Below are 19629 nucleotides of genomic sequence, written 5' to 3' on the forward strand. Positions count from 1 at the left end.
CATTAACGGAATATAATAGGCTCATCAAAGCCCAATATTTACTTGATTATATTGATGATGCAAGTCTGCGCCAATATGTTCAACGAGCACTGAACCGAGGCGAAGCCTGGCATTTCCTCAGGCGAGCCATTGCATCGGTCAATCGTGACCAGTTCCGCGGAAAAAACGAATCAGAAATAGTCGTTTGGAACGAGTGTGCCCGTTTGACGGCAAATGCAATTATTTACTTTAACTCGATGATCCTAAGTCATCTACTACTGCACTTTGAAGACGTTGGTGACGAGGAAAAAGCTGCAATAACTCGACAAGTATCACCCGTTGCATGGCAGAATATTAATCTAAGCGGCACTTATCAGTTCGCTAGTAACCGCAAACTACCTGATTTACAGGAAATAACTAGGCCTATTGTTCAAAATGAAGTCTAAAATGAAAGGTAACCCAGCTCCACAAGCCACTAACTGCTTGGGTTATGGCGATTTATGTTACTTTAGAGGGGAAAATCCCTAGAACCCCATCATGGTGTTAACAATCATTCTTAAATGCTCAACAACTACCCCCTCAAACTTATAACCCCTTTATTAACTAACTCTGATACTAAGCTCGCCCACTGGTCTATGGGGTAAAAATCTGTCTCCATTACATCCCAGTCTTTAGCCCAGGCAACACCTTTAATAAGATGAAGTGGTACTTTCTTAATAAAAACAACTTCGCCCTCTCCTTGATGAAGATAATAAGGTGAAAAGTAATCGTTTACAGATATCGAATTATGTGATGAAATTTTATAAACCCAACGACCGGGGTGTTGGCAAGCAAATTCGCGAGCTATTTGCATGTTGGTAGTTGCACTTATATAAATGCTTTTTATCGTTGATTCCTGGTGTTTCATTAAGTTTGTCTCACCAGAATTATAATAAAACCCATTCGCTCTTATCACTTGCTCAGGATTAATCCCGCAGCCTCTATATACATGTTTAGGTAAAACACTTTTAGAACTTGGCTCTGGTAATATATAAATCCCTCTAAAAACAGATCCTAAAATATAGTCGTCTTTTTGACCTGGTATTGACTGGCCATCGCTTTCAAGATATTGCCCCAAAGATGGTCTTACAAAGCCGCTGAATGCTTTTTTAAATGCTAAAACGCCCTTGTTTCCAAGGTTGTTTATTTGCTGGATAAGGGCGGCTAGTGAAACATCGAAAAACTCCTCCCCTTCGTTTGACGATCTTAATTTTTCTAAACTTTCTAACATTCTATCTAAATCAGAATTTACCATTAACACATTCCTATATTGTTAAACTATTTAATTTTATATTGTTGGAAATAATGGCATAGCTCTATCCGTCACAGAAAAGAAATTCAAATCGGCATCTACGCAGCGCCAATCGTCAACTGCTAAAATCCAATCATTATCCCCTTCGACATTAACAAACTCGAACCGCTCCTGATTGTGTGAAGGCTTATTAAATTCGCCATAACTAAGATTATCTTCAATAGCCAATTTTTTTACTGAGTTATACCTAGCTGACGTACATTTAACTTCACCATTCAATTCTAAATATTCATGAATCAAGTTCAGGTAATGCTCCTTTTCATAATCATCAGCTGCTGGAACGCCAACCAGACCACCAAATTCGCTGTTATACAAACTAATAAATGCTGTGTATTCAGACGCAACGATTTTTTCATCTCTAATCATTGAGTATGTCAGTCGTCGCAATGGCCGTTCTTTCGGATTTTCCGTCAATACTTTGTAAACATTTGCGTAGGTAACACCACTACTGTCCATAACATTGTTCATATACCAAGGTACAAATTTGTCGGCACTGTAAAACACGGCTAAACCGCTAGCTAATAACAACAAATATCTTTTCATCTTGTATTCCAACCTAATCTGTATCAATTTTAATGACAGGTGCATCAGGGTATTTTTGAACATATTTCTTATATTCATCTACCGAAAAAACACATTGCATGCGACAACAAAGCGGGACAAATCATATTCCTTGGTTATGACTGGTTCAATGGGCTAGGAAAACCAAGGCATTTATGAATTCCTGTATTTAGCTCTTTTAAGAATAATAAGTTTGCACTTAGATTTTGATCTTCCGCTTTAGATTCCAAGTATCGCCATTCTTCAAATGTTCTTGACGAATTTTTGAGTGTTGCTTCAAACTCAGTGGACGTTATATTTTTTTTAATCCTATCTTGAGTATCAGCGTCTAGCTCAGTAAATAGTTTAAATAAATCATGAGTTTTTTTAGGTTGCTTATTGCTTTTTAGTAGGAGAGATTTCAACCCCGCTTCGCAACTAAAAGAAATCAGCACCACCAAAGGCGTCACAAGCCAGCCATAACTTACATTATTTTTTGACAGCTCTTGATTCAATTTATCTTCTATGACTTTTCCGGCCACACCAAACCAATATGAAGTGCCGCTTCTACGATCTTCTTCGGTTTGCATTCTGTGATTATTAATTTCTGTATTGGACATATACCTTCTGCCCCTTATTCCAACCGTTATTTATAGTGAATAGCAAGCTAAATTTAATAATTGTAAAAATATATTCCAAGGCCACAGAGCCCCCACAATATAGCAATCATTAGGTGAGTATTTCTAATAAAGAAATTGTCATTTTCAGAATTTGATTTGAGCTTATTTTCTTCGTTCGCCATAACTTACTCCCGTATTCCAACTTCATTAAGTAGATATTTCAATGTTTAACTGATCCAAAAAACCACGCGACCAATCTTCATGAGCTTGAGTGTTCTTTGGATATGGATTATCAGTTATTTCAAAATCTGCACAGAAGTTCTCACGGCCTCTGTCGTATGGGTTATTAATATAATCAATAGCCATGTGATGCTGTCCCTTATTCAAGTACTAAAACTCTGATTCAGTGTCATCTGCATCAACAACCCAAACTGGAATGCCATTTATGAGCTGGCCCACTTTCCAACCTGTATTTTCCAGAATTTCGGCTGAGGCAGTTTCAGGGACGTTAAACCAATATGAGTAAACCATTTCACCACTTGAGCCAGTATCTTCATTTAGCTCAATGTCTAGCTCATCATACTGCTCATCCGTTAAACCTAAATATTCCGCAAGTTCATTCATGTTATCACCTAGTTTGTTTGGCAGTCCGTTCACTGCGTCAATGTCTCTTTGGTTTCCACTATTTGCAATCCGTGACATTTGACGCTCAGACACACCCCATCGTTCACCAATATCTTCAAACGTCCAGCCTTTACGGTTTGCGATTTGTTTGAAGACTGAAAGCTTTCTACCTGTCATATGTGTCTAGTATACCTTGCATTAAAGACCTGTCAAATATGTCTAGTAAGTTAACCAGAAATATTTTAAATTACTGGGTTTTGGAGTAGATTATTAACTTGTTCTATTTGTTTAAGCCAGTCTTTAGTACTTGCACACCGCATTTCAACTGTTGTTTCAATTAGAGGATATACATCTAACAAGCTATTTTGATTAAAAATTGGTTCATGATGTGCAATACGGTTTCTCAGTTTCCTTATGGTAAAGCAAGCTTGTTTTAATAAGGATCTAATCTCTCTCACTGTTAAATTTCCAGCGTTAGGGAAAGTAGTATGAATATAATCGTTCCAAATACGTCCATCATGCCTACTTGTTAACATCTCTTCCCACCAAGATAGCTTTAGTTCAGGCAATACTTTACCTAGCCCTTGGTATTCACCGCCTATTGCAGCTAATAAACCTCTTTTATTTTTAAAGGTTAGTGAGTTCTGAAATACTGTATTTGTAGGCCAATCTACCTCATACCTTGAAGCAATCGCATCACTAATAGCATTGCGTATAGTTATTTCATAAATATGTAACGGAAATAGAAAATTAGATGACAAATTAGCGTTCCATTCATATAACGAAAGAGCTTTAATATTGCAATCAACACCAGTCCTTGCAATCACAGTATTTCGGTATGTTGAAAATCGACTTATTGATAGAGTGTTTTCAATTGCTTCGTATCGCATTATCTTTCCATAAAACATGTTTTTCTTTGCTTTAGTAAACCCAAAGCAGACTTTTAGTTGATCAATTTACTACTTCTGGTAGTATTAACCTTGAGAGCTTTGGATATCCCTGCTAACGCAGCCCACCAAAGACATAAGATAAAGACGAAACCCATGCTTAGGCGTGGGTTTTTTCGTTTTAATGCCCTGTAACTTTGATTCTTGCATAAACGCTATTGATAGCATCTGACAATTTTAGCAAATTGCCGTTGTATTTATCTGCTACCACCTGTCTCGATGAGTAGCCAAATAAGTCAGCTACCCCCATGCTCCACATTTTTTGCAAGATGAATGACTAGTGAATCTTCAAAGGTCTTAGCAGTAGCCCATTCAATACCGCCTTTTTTAAGCAGTGTAATTACTTTGGTTCGCAAGTTTGTTGGCTGTTTATTTATGCCGCCCTTAACGGTTCTCTCACTCATAGCAAACTCATTTAGCCTGTCATTTAATAAAGCAGGAGCGTATTCACTAAAACCCCTATATGTGCCTAAGTTGTGCTTGAATTCGGCTGGTAATTCTTGCTTTTCGTACCAATCAAGATATTGCTCAAGGGCCTGGCAATACACTTCAGGTACTTCAATAATGCGATCTTTCTTATTGCGGCTATATGCCGCTGGCAAAACCCATTTACTATACACTTGGCCTTTGTCATTTATCAGCTGATGCAGCTTCAATAAATTATGTTCCGTAAGTGACAACGGAACGTAAGTTAATTGGCTTATTAAATACCTATCCTTTAACCAGTATTTTCCAGTACAAGCCATATTTAAAAGTGTATCTATGTCACTTTCAACGAATATTTATCTCAACATTTATAGGGTTGCATAACCTTAAAGTTAAATAATGCAATATAGATTACACTATTCAAGTGCCATAACAACTATTAAAGACAATTGAACTAGGGCGATATTGGAATAGTGATTTAAGGTTTAGCGTCTTCATTCACCAGGGCATGTGAAGTATTGTAAAGTTGAGTTAGACTAAGAAATGACCTAAGTAACATTCAGTAAGTTTTATAATGACAACAGTTTCTTATTTTCAGCCAGTTTTATGCAAAGAAATTTGGTTTTATATCGAAAGCCACTTCCTCGGTGCTAAGGGCGTAGCTGAGCGTTGTGGTATTACAATTAAAGCTTTGCGTGAGTGTGTGTTCAACGAGAATTTAGATCTTGATTATTTAGAGCACATACTATTTTGCTGCTCAGCAAAATACGAAGTGTCAATCACTGAGGAATTATTTGTACAATCCGATTACAGTGTGTGTTCAGGAAGTTTTCGTCACTGCAAAGGGCGGCAATCGATACGTAATTACATTCCATTTTTAAGTGAGACTAGTGGTGGCGGAGATATAAATGAGGGTGATTTTCTAACGACTTTAAAATTCGAAGATAGAGTGTTTATTTTCTGCCACCAGCAATACCAGCATACACACGTAATAGAAGTTCACCCTTGCTGCAAAAGCCGCAAGAACCTTGAGGCTTTTCTAGATAAAAACTTATGTAACTATCAAACACAAAGCAACCTTTCGCCACTCAGTCTTAGGGTACTAGAAACAATGATCTTATCATTTGATGACATTTTTAATAGGCACGAATATTCTAAAGCGGTATTGAATTTACATGATTGGGCAAATCATTTAGAGCATAGGGCAGACATACAGCCTAACCTAAAAAGAACACTAGGGTTCGAATAATCTTAAACGGTCTATCTTTACCTGTTCACCGAATAGACTAGCTACTAAACTGCAGTAGAAATTTATTATTGGTTATAAGAAGCACTTTTTTATTGTTTCTACCTGTTCGCTAGGTACCATCGCTTCCACTGATGAAAAGCCGAACTTATGTAACGCAATAATACGATGCCTACCGTCACCAACATGCGGTAATTTATCTTCTGATAAATAAACCATTGGCATATCAATTACACCGTTAGCAATTGCATTTTTAACTTTATCGTATCGTTCAGCGTGCAAGCTCAAAAAGTGCTTTTCATCAAACGCTATTAGCCGATCTATATCAACACTTATGGCCACCAGCGTTGAATTACAAAAAGTCTCATCTGTTTTGATGAACCTTAACTTAGTTGGTCGCTTATATTTTTTGCATATGGGGATTTCTTGAACGGAGTTAAAATTGAATTTCTCTATTTTAGTTCTTTCTAATCGGTCAGGGAACGAAGAAAACAAAGCAAAATTTTGAGCCCTGGCTTCTGGCGATGTTTCTTTCTGGGTATCAATTGCGCCTTCACCAAAAATATCATCAATGGTTAAATTGCATTTAGTTACTGTCATACTAAAAATTCCTTTTTTAACTTACTATTCAAAAGCTTCTTCAGGCATCGGCCACACAAAGATCTGTTTCTTATGTTCAAACAAAGCACATATTTCAATGAGTGACATGTCGTAGCCGGTTATAGCACTCAATGCTTTTTTAGGGTTTGAATACACTTGTGCAGACTCGGGATTAGTACCCCAACCTCGCTTATGCTCACGACCGGTTAATTCTGAGAAAGTTAAATATTCATCGGTGTCTGTTTTATTTACAACAAACCCACATAATATGACCCCCGCTGAGAGCCCTATTCGCTTCAATTCACCCCTGCTGGGTGCGCGGACATCAACATTTGGCTTCTTTTTCCCGTAAATCGTCACTCAATATCTCCATTATTTGCGCGATAGACCAAGTTATAATAAAAGCGCTTTATAGTAAACGATTAGCATAGCTATAAGCCTTTGGCGCGAGCATAGCTATTTGAAATAGGATTTTGATTATTTGAATCTATGACTTTGGAGCCTTTGAGTTCAGACATATCAATAAACTCAGGTCGATTCCTGCTGTGGTAGTCAAAGTCTGCACGTAACCTGCCTATATTTAATAAACCTCTTTTAAGCGCTTGAGTGCAACCTCTTTCAAAGCTATCAAACTCCGCACTACCTACACTGTAAGGGTTCTTAGAGTAATTGCCTGACTTTAATCCATCACCAAAAGACATAAAACCACCGTTAACTGTTTTTTTATACAGTATAGCTTATCTAGTGACTTCCTCCACTTTACAAAGCGGTAAAGACGTTAATGATTAATTGCTGGTTTAGTTTTTGTATAGCTGTTGGTTACCTTAATTTTGAATGAGTAGCGCGGTTTTTGATAGGTGATAACTTGGATAAAAATTATTATTGGGATGCATAATCAAATGTCCAAGGTTAGTAAAACCATTTCTACATTAAGAGATTTGTATTTGAGGGGCTACGTAACCCAAGTAGGTATAAGTGGCAAAGACTCCTTTTGTGTAGCACACTGTGCTGCGGAAGCGCTGAAGCAGGCGATGATGGTTAATCCTAATGTTGGGCCGCTACATGTTACTACGGTTGATACAACAATAGACAATTTTGAAATAATGGATTTTCTAAAAGATTGCCATTTAGCTTTAGAGTCGTACGGGGAAGAATTCAACTTACCAATTGTTTCAACTTTTATACAGCCTAAGACGCAATCAAGGCCTCTCGTTCAGTATATCGGTCGCGGCCTTTTGTTAAGAACAATGAATAATCAGGTTGGCAGAAGGCAATGTACATCAGATTGGAAAATTACCCCCTTAATAGATTTTACTAAGCAACTGAAAGTTAAGTATCAAACAGATAAAATATTAAATCTGTCAGGCTCCCGATCCTCGGAATCCCAAGCACGAGCTGCAGCGCTTGATATGCGAAGTGAAACAATTGACGTAGTTACATTAACAGATATGGGCTACAAGCTTGCGCCGATAAAAGATTGGACGCTAAATGATGTTTGGGAGCTTATTAATAAAATTGAAAATGGTGATGTTGAATCTTTTGGTGAAGATCTAACGGCTAATTTGAGGATGCATTATAGCGCAGGAAATTCTGGAGCATGTGATCTACTTGTAGGTAACTCGACTGTAAATAACAAGCCGTGTTCGTCCCGATTTGGCTGTACGTTGTGTAGCCTTGTTAAAGAAGATTTAAGCTTAAAAAATCAAATTCAAACGTCTAATAAACAATACGGGTATATGTCAGGAATTTTAGAGTTGAGAAATTATATGTTTAATACTCTCAATGATTTAGAGCTAACTCGCGCTAGATATAGTAAGAAATTACTAAACAATAAATTCATTAAACTCTCTTTTAATGACTACTCAATTGAATACCGTATGAAATTGCTGCAATTCACATTAACATTAGATGCACTGGAAATTGAAAGGGCGGAGGAAGCAGGCGAGGATCCAAAGTTTCAGCTGATAGACTACCCTAGCATTGTTGCAATTCAATTTTATTTTGCAAGAGAAGGTGGTGAAACTTCGCCTGGTCAGGCAATCAAAGCTTGGCATGATGTACACACATTGGGTAATCGTTACCATATACCTAAAACTGAGTATACTGAACCTAAAGCAGTAGCGGCCAGTGATAATGAGCGATACTTTGATATTGCAGACGCAATAGATAATATCAGCGCAAAGGGTTTAGTCACTGATGAGGAGGAAAACTTACTACAGAGCCCTCATCGAGTATCCAGTGCTTATGACTCTTTTTTAACGCTACCTTTTGATAACGTAAAGAAGTTCACTATTGGAGAGAACGGGAAAGCTTGGGAATATGTTGAGGAAATTTTTCCAATATATTTAGATAATAATGCACTAAAAAATGGGGTATGTCCTACTGTAATATTGAAGGATATGATTAACTTGGGTGTTATTCAGATGCCTCAAAGTCAACTCTATAGGCTCCACAATCAAAGCAAGATTGCTCAAGTAGTTAATTATTTAACCGCAAATAATATAAAAGCTGATGAATATTACAATAACTACCCTTCAGCTGAGAAGGCAGTAGAGTTTCAATCAAAACTTAATCCGAAGCCTCAACTAAGCTTGTTTTAATGCCATATATTTTTACATTAAGTAGCGTGCTCTAAATGCAACATTGAGCTAAATATTTACGAAATCTTATAAGTAGTTTGCACATTAAAGGAGTTAAAAAATGAAACAATAACTTTTTAGAAGAATATATCTTATGTCAAATTAAAAACAATCTGCACAGATAAAAAGTGTTAATTTGCAGGTCGTATAGTTAAAGTGAAAAAGAGATGTGCCTTAGGTGCAGGCCGTGCTGTGGCAAACGCATCAAATTGAAGGGCTTTCATTTAGGGGTATAAAGAATTAAATATAGTGGTTCTGGCGCAGCCTGCGAAGACAAAATAAGCGCCAAAACCAAAAACGATGTTTAATTTTAATCTTTTATGCATTATTCCTCAATAAAGCCCAAATTTTCTTCTACATTTATTATAAAATACTCATTAGTACAAGGCCTATAAAAACCATCAAAATCTATTTTCCCTACATTATATATTTGAACAATATCTTTATGTAGCTGTGAATGAGACCATGCTCCACCATAAATCTCCTTTAAGATCTCTACATGATTCCCAGGAAAGCTTAATAGCTTTAAATTTTTTTTTGGTTGAGCTTTAAAAACAATCGGCTCAAGGTCTCGTATATAGCTACTCCCAAAATTTGCGTAGCTATATGCCTCATCGTAATTATCACTTAGCCATAAAGTACCTTTAACAGGCAACCCTGGTTTATGGGCACCTCCGTGATATAAATGCAAAGGTAGCTGTCCATCATGCATTGAAAGCTTTGAAAAGTGCTCATATAATTTTTCATTGAAAGGGACTGGCTCTGCAATAGATGAAGTTTCTTCTTGATAGTTAATCTTATTTTCAACTTGAACAGTATTAGCTGCTGGTTTATTGAATAACTTCCTAATGAAATTGAGTAGCATCGGTTTTCTCCTGTTAATTGGCCACGTACTATCACTTAGCAAATGCAACCGGTAATTCTTTTAAGTTTGTTGTGTAGCTCTTTGGCGCTAAATCATCTTTTGGCTTCCACTCCTGCTTAAAGCCCTGCACGCCAAATCTGATAACATTGTTGCCAAATTTACTGTTTATTTCATCACTTACTGTAGTCTTTTTATTGACGAGTGAAATGCCTGAATCAACAAACAGATTGAGTTGCTGGTGGTCATTCTTTGACAATAACTGGTTGAAGATCACACCAACTTTTTTGAATAAATAACCTTCCTGATATATCTGACTTAAGCCAAACATTGCGTATTTGATCAACACATCACAGTCAGCACAATGGAATGGCAAGTTAACTTGTATGCTCTTACTCAGCTGTGGTTGAGAAGATCTAAAAACATCCGTTGAGACAAATATTGTTATGCTGTTGGTGAATAATTCAAACCGTCTTAACTTACCAGCTCCAGTTGAAACATGTGAAGAAAGTGCGCTTTTAAGCTCATTTAAATCAGAAACAAGCTTACCCATGCTTTTAGAAACACAAATACTATCGCGACCTTCGTTTAGGTCCTTAAGCTCCACTGCATTCACACCATTGAGTTCTTGTATAGTTCGAGATAAAACAACACCGAATTTACGTTTTGCTTCTACTACATTAAAATTCTTTAATTCTAATCCTGACGTTATTCCCAGTGAAGAGAGCTTTTCGGATGTTTTAGAACCTACCCCCCAAACATCTCTGGTCTTAACTCTTTGCAGTACCCAATCGACTTTAAGGGGGGTATCGAGCACAGCAACCCCATTTGTTTTAGCTTTCCATTCGTTAAGTTTCGCAGCATGAGAAGCTAACTTGGCAAGTGTTTTCGTATGAGCGACACCGACACCAACACCAATACCCAGGTTCTTAGCCAACGTATTTTTAATATGTAATGCGTATGATTTAGGGTTTGGAACCATGGTTGAATCAATACGACCAAAGCTTTCATCAATTGAGTAGCGGTGGCAGTCAAACATTAGTTCTTCTAGTTCTGTGTGAAACCGGTTACTCATATCACCAAATAAAGTGAAATTACTGCCCCACACATGGCCATTACTGCTTTGAATCAATTCTTTTATTCTAAAGTGGGGCTCGCCCATTTTTATGCCTAGCGCTTTCATAGGCTGATTTCGCGCTATAACATTGCCTTGGTTTGAACTTAACACACCAAGCGGAGTGGAATTAATGTCATATTGAGGGTTGAATAGCTGAATAAATGAAACATATGCAGCGTTAATATCACAGAGAACCCACATTAAAAAATACTGATAGCGCTGGTCACAACGCCCCATATAATATTTTCATCCCAATTATTCTCATCATCAAATTCGACCACGATTGGATCGTACTCTGTGTTCGAACTTACAAATAGTGCCCTGTTGTTTTCAGGTTCTAACTTTAAACGCTTAACAACAAACTCATTATCAAGTGTTGCAAGCACTATTCGACCGGTAGTGGCTTTTAAAGATTTATCTACGACGATAATTGCACCGTCTTGAATGTCGGGGATCATGCTATCTCCAGCTACCTTGAATAAAAAAGAACTGTTTGGCCGCGCCATCAGCAATGTATCCAAGCTAATTGGTTTGGATAAACAATCTTCTGCAGGATTTGGAAAGCCAGCTGCGGCTTTAAAGTCAGAGAGTGAAAATAAGCTATTGGATTTCATAATTGAAATTGGTTGCATATCGAGCACCACTGTTTAAATATACAGTTATTTTATGTGTAATTATTAATACAAGCAAGTATCAAATGATGGGTGTATAGTAATTCAAAAAGTAAAAATTAGATTATAAAATGATTCTTTCACGTTCACTTACTAACTGAGCGTGCTCATGGGTTAACTTTAGGTTTTAATGTAAAGAGGTTGGGTTGTTTATGAAGGAAAAAAAATTTGGGTAAGTTTAAATGACGCTTTAAAATCCGAAAAAGTAAAAGGTTTATGCTCATTCTGTAAAACAGAAATTAAGCCTAAACTCGTCTTAGCAGGCTTACAGGGAAGAGATTTATCTTATTGTCCTAGAAAAGAATGCGGAAAGCCAATAGTAGTTTGTTTAGCCCCAGGTTGCGAAAATTATGCAAACGGTTCCTTAATGCGCAGGCCGCTATGTCATTGGTGTTTTAAAGATTCCACGCCAAAAATTGGTAGTGCCATCCTAAAAGCTGGATCTTCTATCGCCTCTGGCGCAGCGACGATTTATATCAAAAAAAAGCTGTCTGATGATTGATTGTAACTGAATTAAAGAGGGTGAACATGACCCTCTGATTAAATAGAATAAATACGTTTTTAAAAGAGGCTGAAACAGTAATAATTAAGTGGTACCCATGTACGTTTGATGGCCGTGGTTAGTTAGATTTTAGAGCGTTATTTTTATGAGCTTTATAGTAAGTTTTGGATGACTTCGTTATAAAGATCTTCATCGTCTCTACGCACATAAATTTCCGTGGTTGAGATATTGTTGTGACCCAATAAAAGAGAGATATTTTTTATATTTGCGCCATTTTTATATAGATTTGTTGCAAAGCTTCTACGTAATGAGTGGGGTGCTGGCGCGTCATATTTATTGCATAATTTAAAAATAGCGTCGGGGCTCAATTTTTCATTTTGTATGTGGCCACCTTTTAGAATACGGACGAATAACGGTTTGCTTTTGTTAGAGTACGAATAAACAGCAACCCATTTATTTATTGCCTCCAACACAACCGGGTGCATGGCAACTTTACGCTCTTTATTGCCCTTCCCTATTACTCGAATTGCCTTTTCTTTTACATCACTCACTTTAAGATTTGTCACTTCTTCACGCCTCAAGCCACAACGTAACAAAATAGAGAATATTGCATAGTCGCGGCATTTAACTACATAATCTTGATTATTTCCAGCCACTTTACTTAAAAGCGCGTTTACATCCTCATGATTTAACAATGTATACTCTTTTGTTCTTGAGCCTGTTTTCACCTTTTTACTTTTAATTGCATCGCGTTGTCTTGTGGACATTTGACCGAGAAGATACGCATGTTCAACAACTTGCTTCACAACCGATATGTATAAGGTGATAGTGTTTGGCGCATAGCTTCCATTAGACTTCAAACTATCTATTAATGTGTTGATAGTGCCGGAATTAAAATTTCCCCATCTGATTTCGTAGATTGACTCTCTTCCCATATGCCTTGCTATGGTTTGTAGAACCCGACTAACTGTATGTTGAGATGATTCGGAGTTGAGCGATAAAAGGTAATTGTATATCGGACATTTTAAATCTTTGTAAATTGCTCTCTTTTTATACCTACTGCTGGCAACCACTAAATCGTGCCGCACATCAAATAACTCTTTTGCAAACCTTGCCACAATCAAACCTCTATATATATGTTTTTGTAGATTTAAATTAAAGCGTTTTAGTTTAAATCTGTGAAATCAAACCCGAACATCATAATTGCTTGCTTTATCATCACTGAGTAATGGGCAAACTTTAGTGCTAACGGGCAAACTATTAAGTCGCATTCACCCACTGTAGCAGCTAACCTCTACACAGTGAAAATAACTCTTGTAAATTGCTATTTACGATACCTATTTTTATGTTAAATTGGGCTTTAAATAAAAAACTCAGGCCAACTCACCTAAGTTTTTAAAATGTTAATTTAACTATTTTTTTTACTTTTAACACTAAAAATCATTACATTAATGGTGGTGAACAAAATCAAACCTAAGCACGCAGTAAAATACTCTGCAATTCGAGCAACGAATAAATTTTGTGCCACACCCGACAATATTAAGGATAGTAGCAATATAAACAAAGGTATGATCAATTGACTTACATAACACGATAGTAAATAAATTGCAGCGTTCGGGCCACCCATAAAATTACACTTTTTATAAATATAAAAAGTAAATAAATGACTAATCAAATAAATTGTAACAAATAAAAAAACTACCATGAACCAACCCTTCTGGACAGTTTGTTTCTAAATTATGTCACAGTTTTTTATCTAGGCTACTAAGCTAGAAAGGGCGAATATAATGGTTCTAATTCATTTTTCAGAAAATTAGAATTCTATTAATGCTAACTATAAAGCACAAGGGTTTAGATAGCTTGATGTGAATGGCTTCGTGAGGATTATTAGATTTATCCTGGCATCAGGATTTATTTCTGCGATAGATGAAAATGTATGACGCCAAAGTGATTAGTGTTTAATTTTATTCTTTAACGCATACAAACCACCAGCAAGTGTAAATATTGTAATAGTTATAACAATAGCTGTCGCAATTTGAATTGTACTCATAAATATCTCCAGTCAGGTCTATTAATAATTATACACAACTCTATAAATATAAAAAGCGCGCTGAGATTAGCAATCTTTTCCGCCTTCAAATTATTAGCTTGTGGCCTTAACTGCAAATAAATATAACCCCGAAAAAATAGATACAACAAACGTAAGAATAGCTACTGGCAAGTTAAACTCGCTTAATGCATTTGAAGTTGTTTCAAAAATATTGGTGGCATTGGTGTAAACATCAGTAGTGAAATATCTCCAACTGAAGAACACGCAAGCTGAGACAGAAAAGACAAACATACCCAGCGCTCCACTGATCAGCTTTGATAATGTGTAAGAGCCGGTTGCTAAAACCGATAGAAAAACCAACATTAATAACATTTAAATAAACACCTAAGTTTGTTACAACCAACTGTTTATATTGATAATACCTCCAATATAAACCATGAAATTATTGACCTACTTATTTGACTTGCCGACTGCACTAACCTTTCCATTTGACCATCTTATGAAGAGGGTGTTCCCTACTCGCCATTCAGTAATCTTTTTAATCATTCTTCCAATTTTCCTTTATTAACATTCCCAAACCACAGAATAAGCATGCCAAGCGCTGCACAAGCGACGATACCAAAAACAACCCAGAGAGGGTCATCATTTGCCGATATTGAACAAATCATATTTACTAATTTCTACTTTCTTTTGCATAGTAAATCTATAGCTGTCTTCTGTTTTTTTACTTCAACTAACAAGTTCATCTTATGCGTGTAAGCATCCTGTAACTTAGCATCAGTCTCTTTGAGTGCAGCTTTTACAGATTCGAGTTCTTTACTTAATGCTAAATTAGCATCATTTAACGCAGTTAAATCTTTATCTTCTGATTCCGCTATCTCATTTAAATTAATGTTATTAGGGCTTATATCATTATTATAAATTTCAAAATTGTCAGTTTCTTCCTGTAAAGCTAAATTAGAAGCTTTCAGCGTTTTTAGTTCGTTTTGTAATGCAGTTTTTACTACGGTGAGTTCATTAACTTTATTTTTATTGTCTTCTAGCGCCTGGGTAGCATCTTCAAGCCCTGCATTAACTTTTTCATTCTGCTTTATAAGGGCTTCATTACTTAAGAGTAATTTAGCGTTTCTTTCATCTAGCGTTTGTGCGTGAGCCTTGCTTTCACTAGCTAATGCTTTCTGTGAAGTTAGCTCTTCTACTAGCTCTTGGTTCAACCTACTACTAGACAGATTTTTTGTTCTCAACTGTTCAATTTGTGTATCTAGCTCCTTTACGGCCAGAGAATGCGTGCGAGTCAGCTCCTCCAGAGTTTTTTGATATTGTGCATCATTTTCTTGATTTTCATTAGCAAGCTCTCGACTCTGCATTAACTGCCTCTCAAGTAGCTCTATCCTTGTTTCGCTTGCCACTTGCTTAAGACTCAGTGCCTCATATTCAGCTTTGAATTGTGATAGTTCTTGCTCGGCTATTAAACGCTGACTATTAGCTTCATTAAATTGGTTTTTATAGCGTAGTTCTGCCTCTTTTTCCTTTAGCGCCAATTCATCCATAAACGTTTGTGCAAAGTTAGATGATAATGCAAATTTGTTATCAAACCATTCCTTTTGCTCTTGGGCCCTAATAGTCTTCCAAGATAGTAAGTGTTTATGAGCTGTGCTCGTGCTTTTAATTTCAGGGATCAACGATAAAAGCATAGGAATGTTAGGCTCAATACCTTTTTTTACTAAGTTATTACACAACTCATGAATCATTTTTTTGTGATTTAATGAAGTGGTTTTTGCAGACATTGGTATTACCTACTTTTAAACATGATTGAATTATACACACGCTTGTTCATATAGGCAATTACGGCAAATAGTATCGCTCTTATCGCGAAACAATTTCGCCATTAGCGAGGAAATAGTTTCGCAATTAATTACAATATGAACGAGCTTAAAACTAGACGCAAAAAGGAAAAATAAGAAATATAAACCATTGTTTATATTGCATTTTATACTTAACCACTAACTGAGTTAGTTATTTAAATTTACAGAAATAAAAATATTAATAACTGTAAAATATCCATGTTAAATACAGAAAAAACGCGAAAGCTTTCGCACTAACTTTCGCAGTTTTTACGAAATTTTGTTAATAAATTCCATGATAGTTTATATCTGTAATAAGAGCTTTTATATACAAATACATACTAATCATGTTGATTAAAATACATACAAGTCTGGCTATATCTTCACTATTTCCAAACTTTATAATTGCAGCGTAAAAAAAAATTGGCAAAAAATTGATACAAAAGCATAAGCATAACGCTTTGTTATAATAGACATACATTTCTCCTGTTTTGTTTGTCACATACTCAATTCTGCAATAAGCCAGCCACATTTTTTCAAACGATCAAACAAGCATTTAATGTGTTTTAAATCAGGTTGTTACAACATTAAATTTATGAGTGTTTTAGACGTATACATATTTAATGTGTAAAAAGTTTAAGAAAGAAATGATAGTTTAATAAAAGTGTAAAAAATGAAGACACTTTTCTACTTTTCTGCAAAAAAACTGTAATCAATACAGAACACATGCTCTACATTTAAACGTCTTTTGATAAGACACGATGACAAATGCAATAACCAATCGGCTCTATTTTTTATGGCCACTGAGTTGCCTGACGTCATTACGCACGGATAAATCCACTTTACAGAATTGACTAAGTAGTTTATTTCAATAGTCATAATCATTTTATTGCGTTTTCAGCATTTTGGAATCGCGATATATATGGGAATAATTGCCCACACACCAATGCACGATTCATGTATCAAAAAATGACTCGCATTACAAAAATCGGTATACACAGTTATACATATTATGTACTATCACTTTACTAGAATAATTGTTAAGTATGAGGTTTTTCATGAGTTCAGAAAAAGTAGCTAAAACTGATAGAGATTTTTATAATTTAAGTGTAGGCGCAACCAATCATAAAGAAGCGCGTAATAGAAGATTGTTGAGTAATAACCAAAAACAACTTCGCAACTTTACTCGTAATGAAAGCAAAGACTATTTAGGTGTGCATGCGGCTACTATAGATAAATACACAAAATTAGCTAACATCGACCCTCGCAGACATGATGATTCTCAGTGGTCACTGGACTTAGAAGAAATATACAAGGTACGTGATCTAATGCCTCAAGATTTGAGAAAAGCGGAAAAATTCAACCGTGGATCAAATCAAAAACTCCAAGTAATCGCGATACAAAATCAAAAAGGTGGCGTAGCTAAAACAGCTACTGCGGCTACACTAGCTTCTTGCCTAGCAACTGAGTTCCATCAAGAATTTCGCATTGGCCTAATTGATATGGATGCACAAGCAACATTGACAACCTTTTACGCTACGAAGTCAGAGGCGTTAGGTGAGCTATCATCTGGTGATTTGATTACTGGGAACTATGAGCTAGACGAAGGTGAAACAAAGCAGCAAGTGATCTCAAATGCATTCTTACCAACAACAATACCAAATTTACGTATCCTACCGGCTGCACAATCAGATAGAGCTTTAGACAACTGGTTTCACGAACAAGTTATTAATAATAAAATTGAAAACCCGTATTCAATTTTAAAAAACATCATCAATGAAGTTGAAAGTGAATTTGATATAATTATCATAGATACCCCACCGAGCCTAGGCTTCCCAACGTATAATGCTTACTACGCGGCGACGGGTATTATCTACCCATTAGGTGTAACTGAAAGCGATATTGATGCCACAAGTTCTTACTTTGAATTTATTCAGCAAGTGTGGGCTATTTTAAAAAAAGCAGGTCATCCCGGCTTCGATTTTATGAAAATGTTACTTACTAATTTTAAAGAAGGCTCAACAACAACGACAGGATTGATGACTGGTTTGTGTGATGATTTCTCGGACTATTTATACTCAAAAGAGTTTAAAGCATCTGAGGCTGTTTCTAATTGCCAAGCATCAATGGCTACTGTCTTCGATATGTCCAAAAGTGAATACGACAAAAGTAAATCTTCATTTCTAAAAGCTCAAGTAAATGGGTATGAAGTAACAAGTCAGGTATATAGAGATATTGCAAAAGTATGGCGTGAAAGCAGTAAGGAGGAAAAATAATGGCAAAAAAACGTGGCTTTAACAATCCGACAGGTGGTGTACCAGGTGGAGAAGATGCGATAGTAGACGCAGCAATAAGTAAAATACAGCATCTATCAAAGGATCTAAAATCTGCAATTGAAAGCTCAAATCAAAATACAAATGCAGTGCTTAAAGAGTTCTTTGGTTTAAGTTCAGTTGGGGAAAGTAAAGTATGGACTTTGAAGTCAGGTAAAAAAGTAGAATTCACACCTGTTACATTGTCTTATGAAGAAGTACGCGATAATACCACCGTCACGTTTGAGGTTAACGGACGATTCCAAGACGATTTAACCCTTGAGTCATTACAAGATCTAAACTCAATTCTTACGCAACAATATACACCGGCCATTGCAAGGTTACTTGATGGGAAGATGGATATATTAGACGGCTCACGTAGGCGTGCCCGGTTTTTATATGAAGAAGGAGCGATTAAGGAGTTTCACCTTCTCGTTTCTAGCGAAGATATAAGCGTCAGTGATGCGAAAGCGTTAGCAAAAGAGCTTCAATCAGCAAAAGAGCATAGCTTAAGAGATATTGGTTTGCGTTGTCAGTTGATTAAAGATAATCACTTTAATGAGACTGGCGAAACCTTAAATCAAACTGCATTAGCAGAACAGCTCGGTGTTAGCCAAAGCTTAATAAGTAAAGCGCTCACTGCTGCTTCGGTAAAAAAGGAAATGCTAACGCTTTTCCCTGATGTGAACACGCTCGCTATTGCTGACTATAAACTTCTCAAGCAAGTGCAAGACGAACTTGAAAGTAACAACTTTCTTGATGGATTTATAGATGAAATCGAAACTGAAATTATTAGCATAGATGATAACCTTGCGGCCGATGAATATAAAATTGCTGTTTTAACTCTTATTAAAAATGCAAACAAAAAACTTACTGCCAAACCGAAGGATAAAGCGGTTACAACTAAACTGTTTGACTGTAAGGGTAATCAAAGAACAGCTAAAAAAACTGAAAAGGGTAGAAAGGTAAGTTATACATTTGACAAAATTACTGAAGAGGCTAAACGAGAAATCGAAGAAGCTATAGTAGCGCTCTTGGAAAAACATAACCAATAGCCTTGATAAAAACCTGCTGATTAGCAGGTTTTTTTGTGTTTTTTATACAAGAGTTATTTATTCTTTATTTGCCTTGAAAACAATAACTTACAACAAAATATAGCAAATTATTCCAGCGATATAATACACGTTATTCCTTTACTTACTCTGTTCACCCTACTCTCTTAACAACCAGGTAATACATCAGTTTACGGTATTTTGATTTTGACAACCTATAAACTAATATAAACCTTATCATAAAAAA

Annotated in this window: 21 protein-coding genes; 5 read left to right on the forward strand and 16 right to left on the reverse strand. The window is 36.2% G+C overall.

All coding sequences use genetic code 11. The features are described 5' to 3' along the window. A partial coding sequence (locus tag QL995_RS17310; protein ID WP_290294707.1) for a Tn3 family transposase occupies window positions 1–425 on the forward strand: 425 nt, incomplete at its 5' end. A gap of 125 nt (window positions 426–550) precedes the next feature. Here the strand turns inward: QL995_RS17310 and QL995_RS17315 are convergent. From QL995_RS17315 to QL995_RS17345, 7 genes are all read right to left on the reverse strand, one after another. Then, window positions 551–1273, reverse strand: a complete 723-nt coding sequence (locus QL995_RS17315) for a hypothetical protein (RefSeq protein WP_024597488.1) — start codon at window positions 1271–1273, stop codon at window positions 551–553. 33 nt (window positions 1274–1306) lie between these two features. Further along, window positions 1307–1873, reverse strand: coding sequence for a hypothetical protein (locus tag QL995_RS17320; RefSeq protein WP_024597489.1), 567 nt, complete (start codon window positions 1871–1873; stop codon window positions 1307–1309). 134 nt (window positions 1874–2007) lie between these two features. Further along, window positions 2008–2490, reverse strand: a complete 483-nt coding sequence (locus tag QL995_RS17325) for a HEPN domain-containing protein (RefSeq protein WP_024597490.1) — start codon at window positions 2488–2490, stop codon at window positions 2008–2010. A 207-nt stretch (window positions 2491–2697) separates the two neighbouring features. Beyond that, window positions 2698–2877, reverse strand: coding sequence for a hypothetical protein (locus QL995_RS17330; protein ID WP_158000901.1), 180 nt, complete (start codon window positions 2875–2877; stop codon window positions 2698–2700). Between the two features lie 3 nt (window positions 2878–2880). Then, window positions 2881–3291 (reverse strand): helix-turn-helix transcriptional regulator, encoded by a 411-nt coding sequence (locus QL995_RS17335; protein ID WP_050582135.1) that lies wholly within the window; start codon window positions 3289–3291, stop codon window positions 2881–2883. A gap of 65 nt (window positions 3292–3356) precedes the next feature. Beyond that, on the reverse strand, window positions 3357–4004 hold the full coding sequence (locus tag QL995_RS17340; protein ID WP_024597491.1) for a hypothetical protein: 648 nt from the start codon (window positions 4002–4004) through the stop codon (window positions 3357–3359). A 293-nt stretch (window positions 4005–4297) separates the two neighbouring features. Then, a complete protein-coding gene (locus QL995_RS17345) occupies window positions 4298–4717 on the reverse strand; it encodes a hypothetical protein (protein ID WP_290294708.1) in 420 nt (139 codons plus the stop codon). 344 nt (window positions 4718–5061) lie between these two features. Here QL995_RS17345 and QL995_RS17350 point away from each other — a divergent pair, with 344 nt between their 5' ends. Continuing rightward, on the forward strand, window positions 5062–5736 hold the full coding sequence (locus QL995_RS17350) for a hypothetical protein (RefSeq protein WP_024597493.1): 675 nt from the start codon (window positions 5062–5064) through the stop codon (window positions 5734–5736). A 72-nt stretch (window positions 5737–5808) separates the two neighbouring features. Here the strand turns inward: QL995_RS17350 and QL995_RS17355 are convergent, their stop codons facing one another. The 3 genes from QL995_RS17355 to QL995_RS17365 form a co-directional block, all read right to left on the reverse strand. Further along, a complete protein-coding gene (locus QL995_RS17355; protein ID WP_024597494.1) occupies window positions 5809–6333 on the reverse strand; it encodes a hypothetical protein in 525 nt (174 codons plus the stop codon). Window positions 6334–6357: 24 nt separating this feature from the next. Then, complete coding sequence (locus QL995_RS17360; protein ID WP_156520104.1) at window positions 6358–6633, reverse strand: hypothetical protein; 276 nt, start codon at window positions 6631–6633, stop codon at window positions 6358–6360. Between the two features lie 131 nt (window positions 6634–6764). After that, window positions 6765–7034 carry a hypothetical protein gene (locus QL995_RS17365; protein ID WP_024597496.1) on the reverse strand — a complete coding sequence of 90 codons (270 nt, stop codon included), beginning with the start codon at window positions 7032–7034 and terminating at the stop codon, window positions 6765–6767. Window positions 7035–7190: 156 nt separating this feature from the next. On the opposite strand from QL995_RS17365, the gene QL995_RS17370 reads away from it, so the two are divergent. After that, window positions 7191–8933 carry a phosphoadenosine phosphosulfate reductase family protein gene (locus QL995_RS17370; RefSeq protein WP_139015558.1) on the forward strand — a complete coding sequence of 581 codons (1743 nt, stop codon included), beginning with the start codon at window positions 7191–7193 and terminating at the stop codon, window positions 8931–8933. Between the two features lie 364 nt (window positions 8934–9297). Here QL995_RS17370 and QL995_RS17375 read toward each other — a convergent pair whose 3' ends face one another. The 6 genes from QL995_RS17375 to QL995_RS17400 form a co-directional block, all read right to left on the reverse strand. Beyond that, on the reverse strand, window positions 9298–9837 hold the full coding sequence (locus QL995_RS17375; RefSeq protein WP_024597498.1) for a hypothetical protein: 540 nt from the start codon (window positions 9835–9837) through the stop codon (window positions 9298–9300). 31 nt (window positions 9838–9868) lie between these two features. Further along, window positions 9869–11188, reverse strand: a complete 1320-nt coding sequence (locus tag QL995_RS17380; RefSeq protein WP_084324674.1) for a Y-family DNA polymerase — start codon at window positions 11186–11188, stop codon at window positions 9869–9871. Then, on the reverse strand, window positions 11152–11583 hold the full coding sequence (locus QL995_RS17385) for a S24 family peptidase (protein WP_024597500.1): 432 nt from the start codon (window positions 11581–11583) through the stop codon (window positions 11152–11154). The genes QL995_RS17380 and QL995_RS17385 overlap by 37 nt, the downstream gene beginning before the upstream one ends. 693 nt (window positions 11584–12276) lie before the next feature. Further along, entirely contained in the window at window positions 12277–13242 is a 966-nt protein-coding gene (locus QL995_RS17390; protein WP_290294710.1) for a tyrosine-type recombinase/integrase, read from the reverse strand. A gap of 1025 nt (window positions 13243–14267) precedes the next feature. Beyond that, window positions 14268–14546, reverse strand: coding sequence for a hypothetical protein (locus QL995_RS17395; RefSeq protein WP_024597503.1), 279 nt, complete (start codon window positions 14544–14546; stop codon window positions 14268–14270). A 308-nt stretch (window positions 14547–14854) separates the two neighbouring features. Continuing rightward, complete coding sequence (locus QL995_RS17400; protein ID WP_024597504.1) at window positions 14855–15961, reverse strand: hypothetical protein; 1107 nt, start codon at window positions 15959–15961, stop codon at window positions 14855–14857. Between the two features lie 1115 nt (window positions 15962–17076). Here QL995_RS17400 and QL995_RS17405 point away from each other — a divergent pair. Both QL995_RS17405 and QL995_RS17410 read left to right on the forward strand, forming a co-directional pair. Further along, the gene (locus QL995_RS17405; RefSeq protein WP_024590316.1) at window positions 17077–18294 is read left to right on the forward strand and encodes an AAA family ATPase; all 1218 of its coding nucleotides are present in this window, start codon (window positions 17077–17079) and stop codon (window positions 18292–18294) included. After that, window positions 18294–19385 (forward strand): ParB family protein, encoded by a 1092-nt coding sequence (locus QL995_RS17410; RefSeq protein WP_024597505.1) that lies wholly within the window; start codon window positions 18294–18296, stop codon window positions 19383–19385. The genes QL995_RS17405 and QL995_RS17410 overlap by 1 nt, the downstream gene beginning before the upstream one ends. Window positions 19386–19629 lie beyond the last annotated feature (244 nt).

The organism is Pseudoalteromonas sp. APC 3358 (assembly GCF_030408075.1).
Classification (GTDB): domain Bacteria; phylum Pseudomonadota; class Gammaproteobacteria; order Enterobacterales; family Alteromonadaceae; genus Pseudoalteromonas; species Pseudoalteromonas arctica.

Bases quoted from the DNA above. Each gene is read 5' to 3' on its own strand.
- QL995_RS17315 (WP_024597488.1), bottom strand. From the start codon at position 1,273: ATGGTAAATTCTGATTTAGATAGAATGTTAGAAAGTTTAGAAAAATTA.
- QL995_RS17320 (WP_024597489.1), bottom strand. From the start codon at position 1,873: ATGAAAAGATATTTGTTGTTATTAGCTAGCGGTTTAGCCGTGTTTTAC.
- QL995_RS17325 (WP_024597490.1), bottom strand. From the start codon at position 2,490: ATGTCCAATACAGAAATTAATAATCACAGAATGCAAACCGAAGAAGAT.
- QL995_RS17335 (WP_050582135.1), bottom strand. From the start codon at position 3,291: ATGACAGGTAGAAAGCTTTCAGTCTTCAAACAAATCGCAAACCGTAAA.
- QL995_RS17340 (WP_024597491.1), bottom strand. From the start codon at position 4,004: ATGCGATACGAAGCAATTGAAAACACTCTATCAATAAGTCGATTTTCA.
- QL995_RS17350 (WP_024597493.1), top strand. From the start codon at position 5,062: ATGACAACAGTTTCTTATTTTCAGCCAGTTTTATGCAAAGAAATTTGG.
- QL995_RS17355 (WP_024597494.1), bottom strand. From the start codon at position 6,333: ATGACAGTAACTAAATGCAATTTAACCATTGATGATATTTTTGGTGAA.
- QL995_RS17365 (WP_024597496.1), bottom strand. From the start codon at position 7,034: ATGTCTTTTGGTGATGGATTAAAGTCAGGCAATTACTCTAAGAACCCT.
- QL995_RS17375 (WP_024597498.1), bottom strand. From the start codon at position 9,837: ATGCTACTCAATTTCATTAGGAAGTTATTCAATAAACCAGCAGCTAAT.
- QL995_RS17380 (WP_084324674.1), bottom strand. From the start codon at position 11,188: ATGGGGCGTTGTGACCAGCGCTATCAGTATTTTTTAATGTGGGTTCTC.
- QL995_RS17385 (WP_024597500.1), bottom strand. From the start codon at position 11,583: ATGCAACCAATTTCAATTATGAAATCCAATAGCTTATTTTCACTCTCT.
- QL995_RS17395 (WP_024597503.1), bottom strand. From the start codon at position 14,546: ATGTTATTAATGTTGGTTTTTCTATCGGTTTTAGCAACCGGCTCTTAC.
- QL995_RS17400 (WP_024597504.1), bottom strand. From the start codon at position 15,961: ATGTCTGCAAAAACCACTTCATTAAATCACAAAAAAATGATTCATGAG.
- QL995_RS17405 (WP_024590316.1), top strand. From the start codon at position 17,077: ATGAGTTCAGAAAAAGTAGCTAAAACTGATAGAGATTTTTATAATTTA.
- QL995_RS17410 (WP_024597505.1), top strand. From the start codon at position 18,294: ATGGCAAAAAAACGTGGCTTTAACAATCCGACAGGTGGTGTACCAGGT.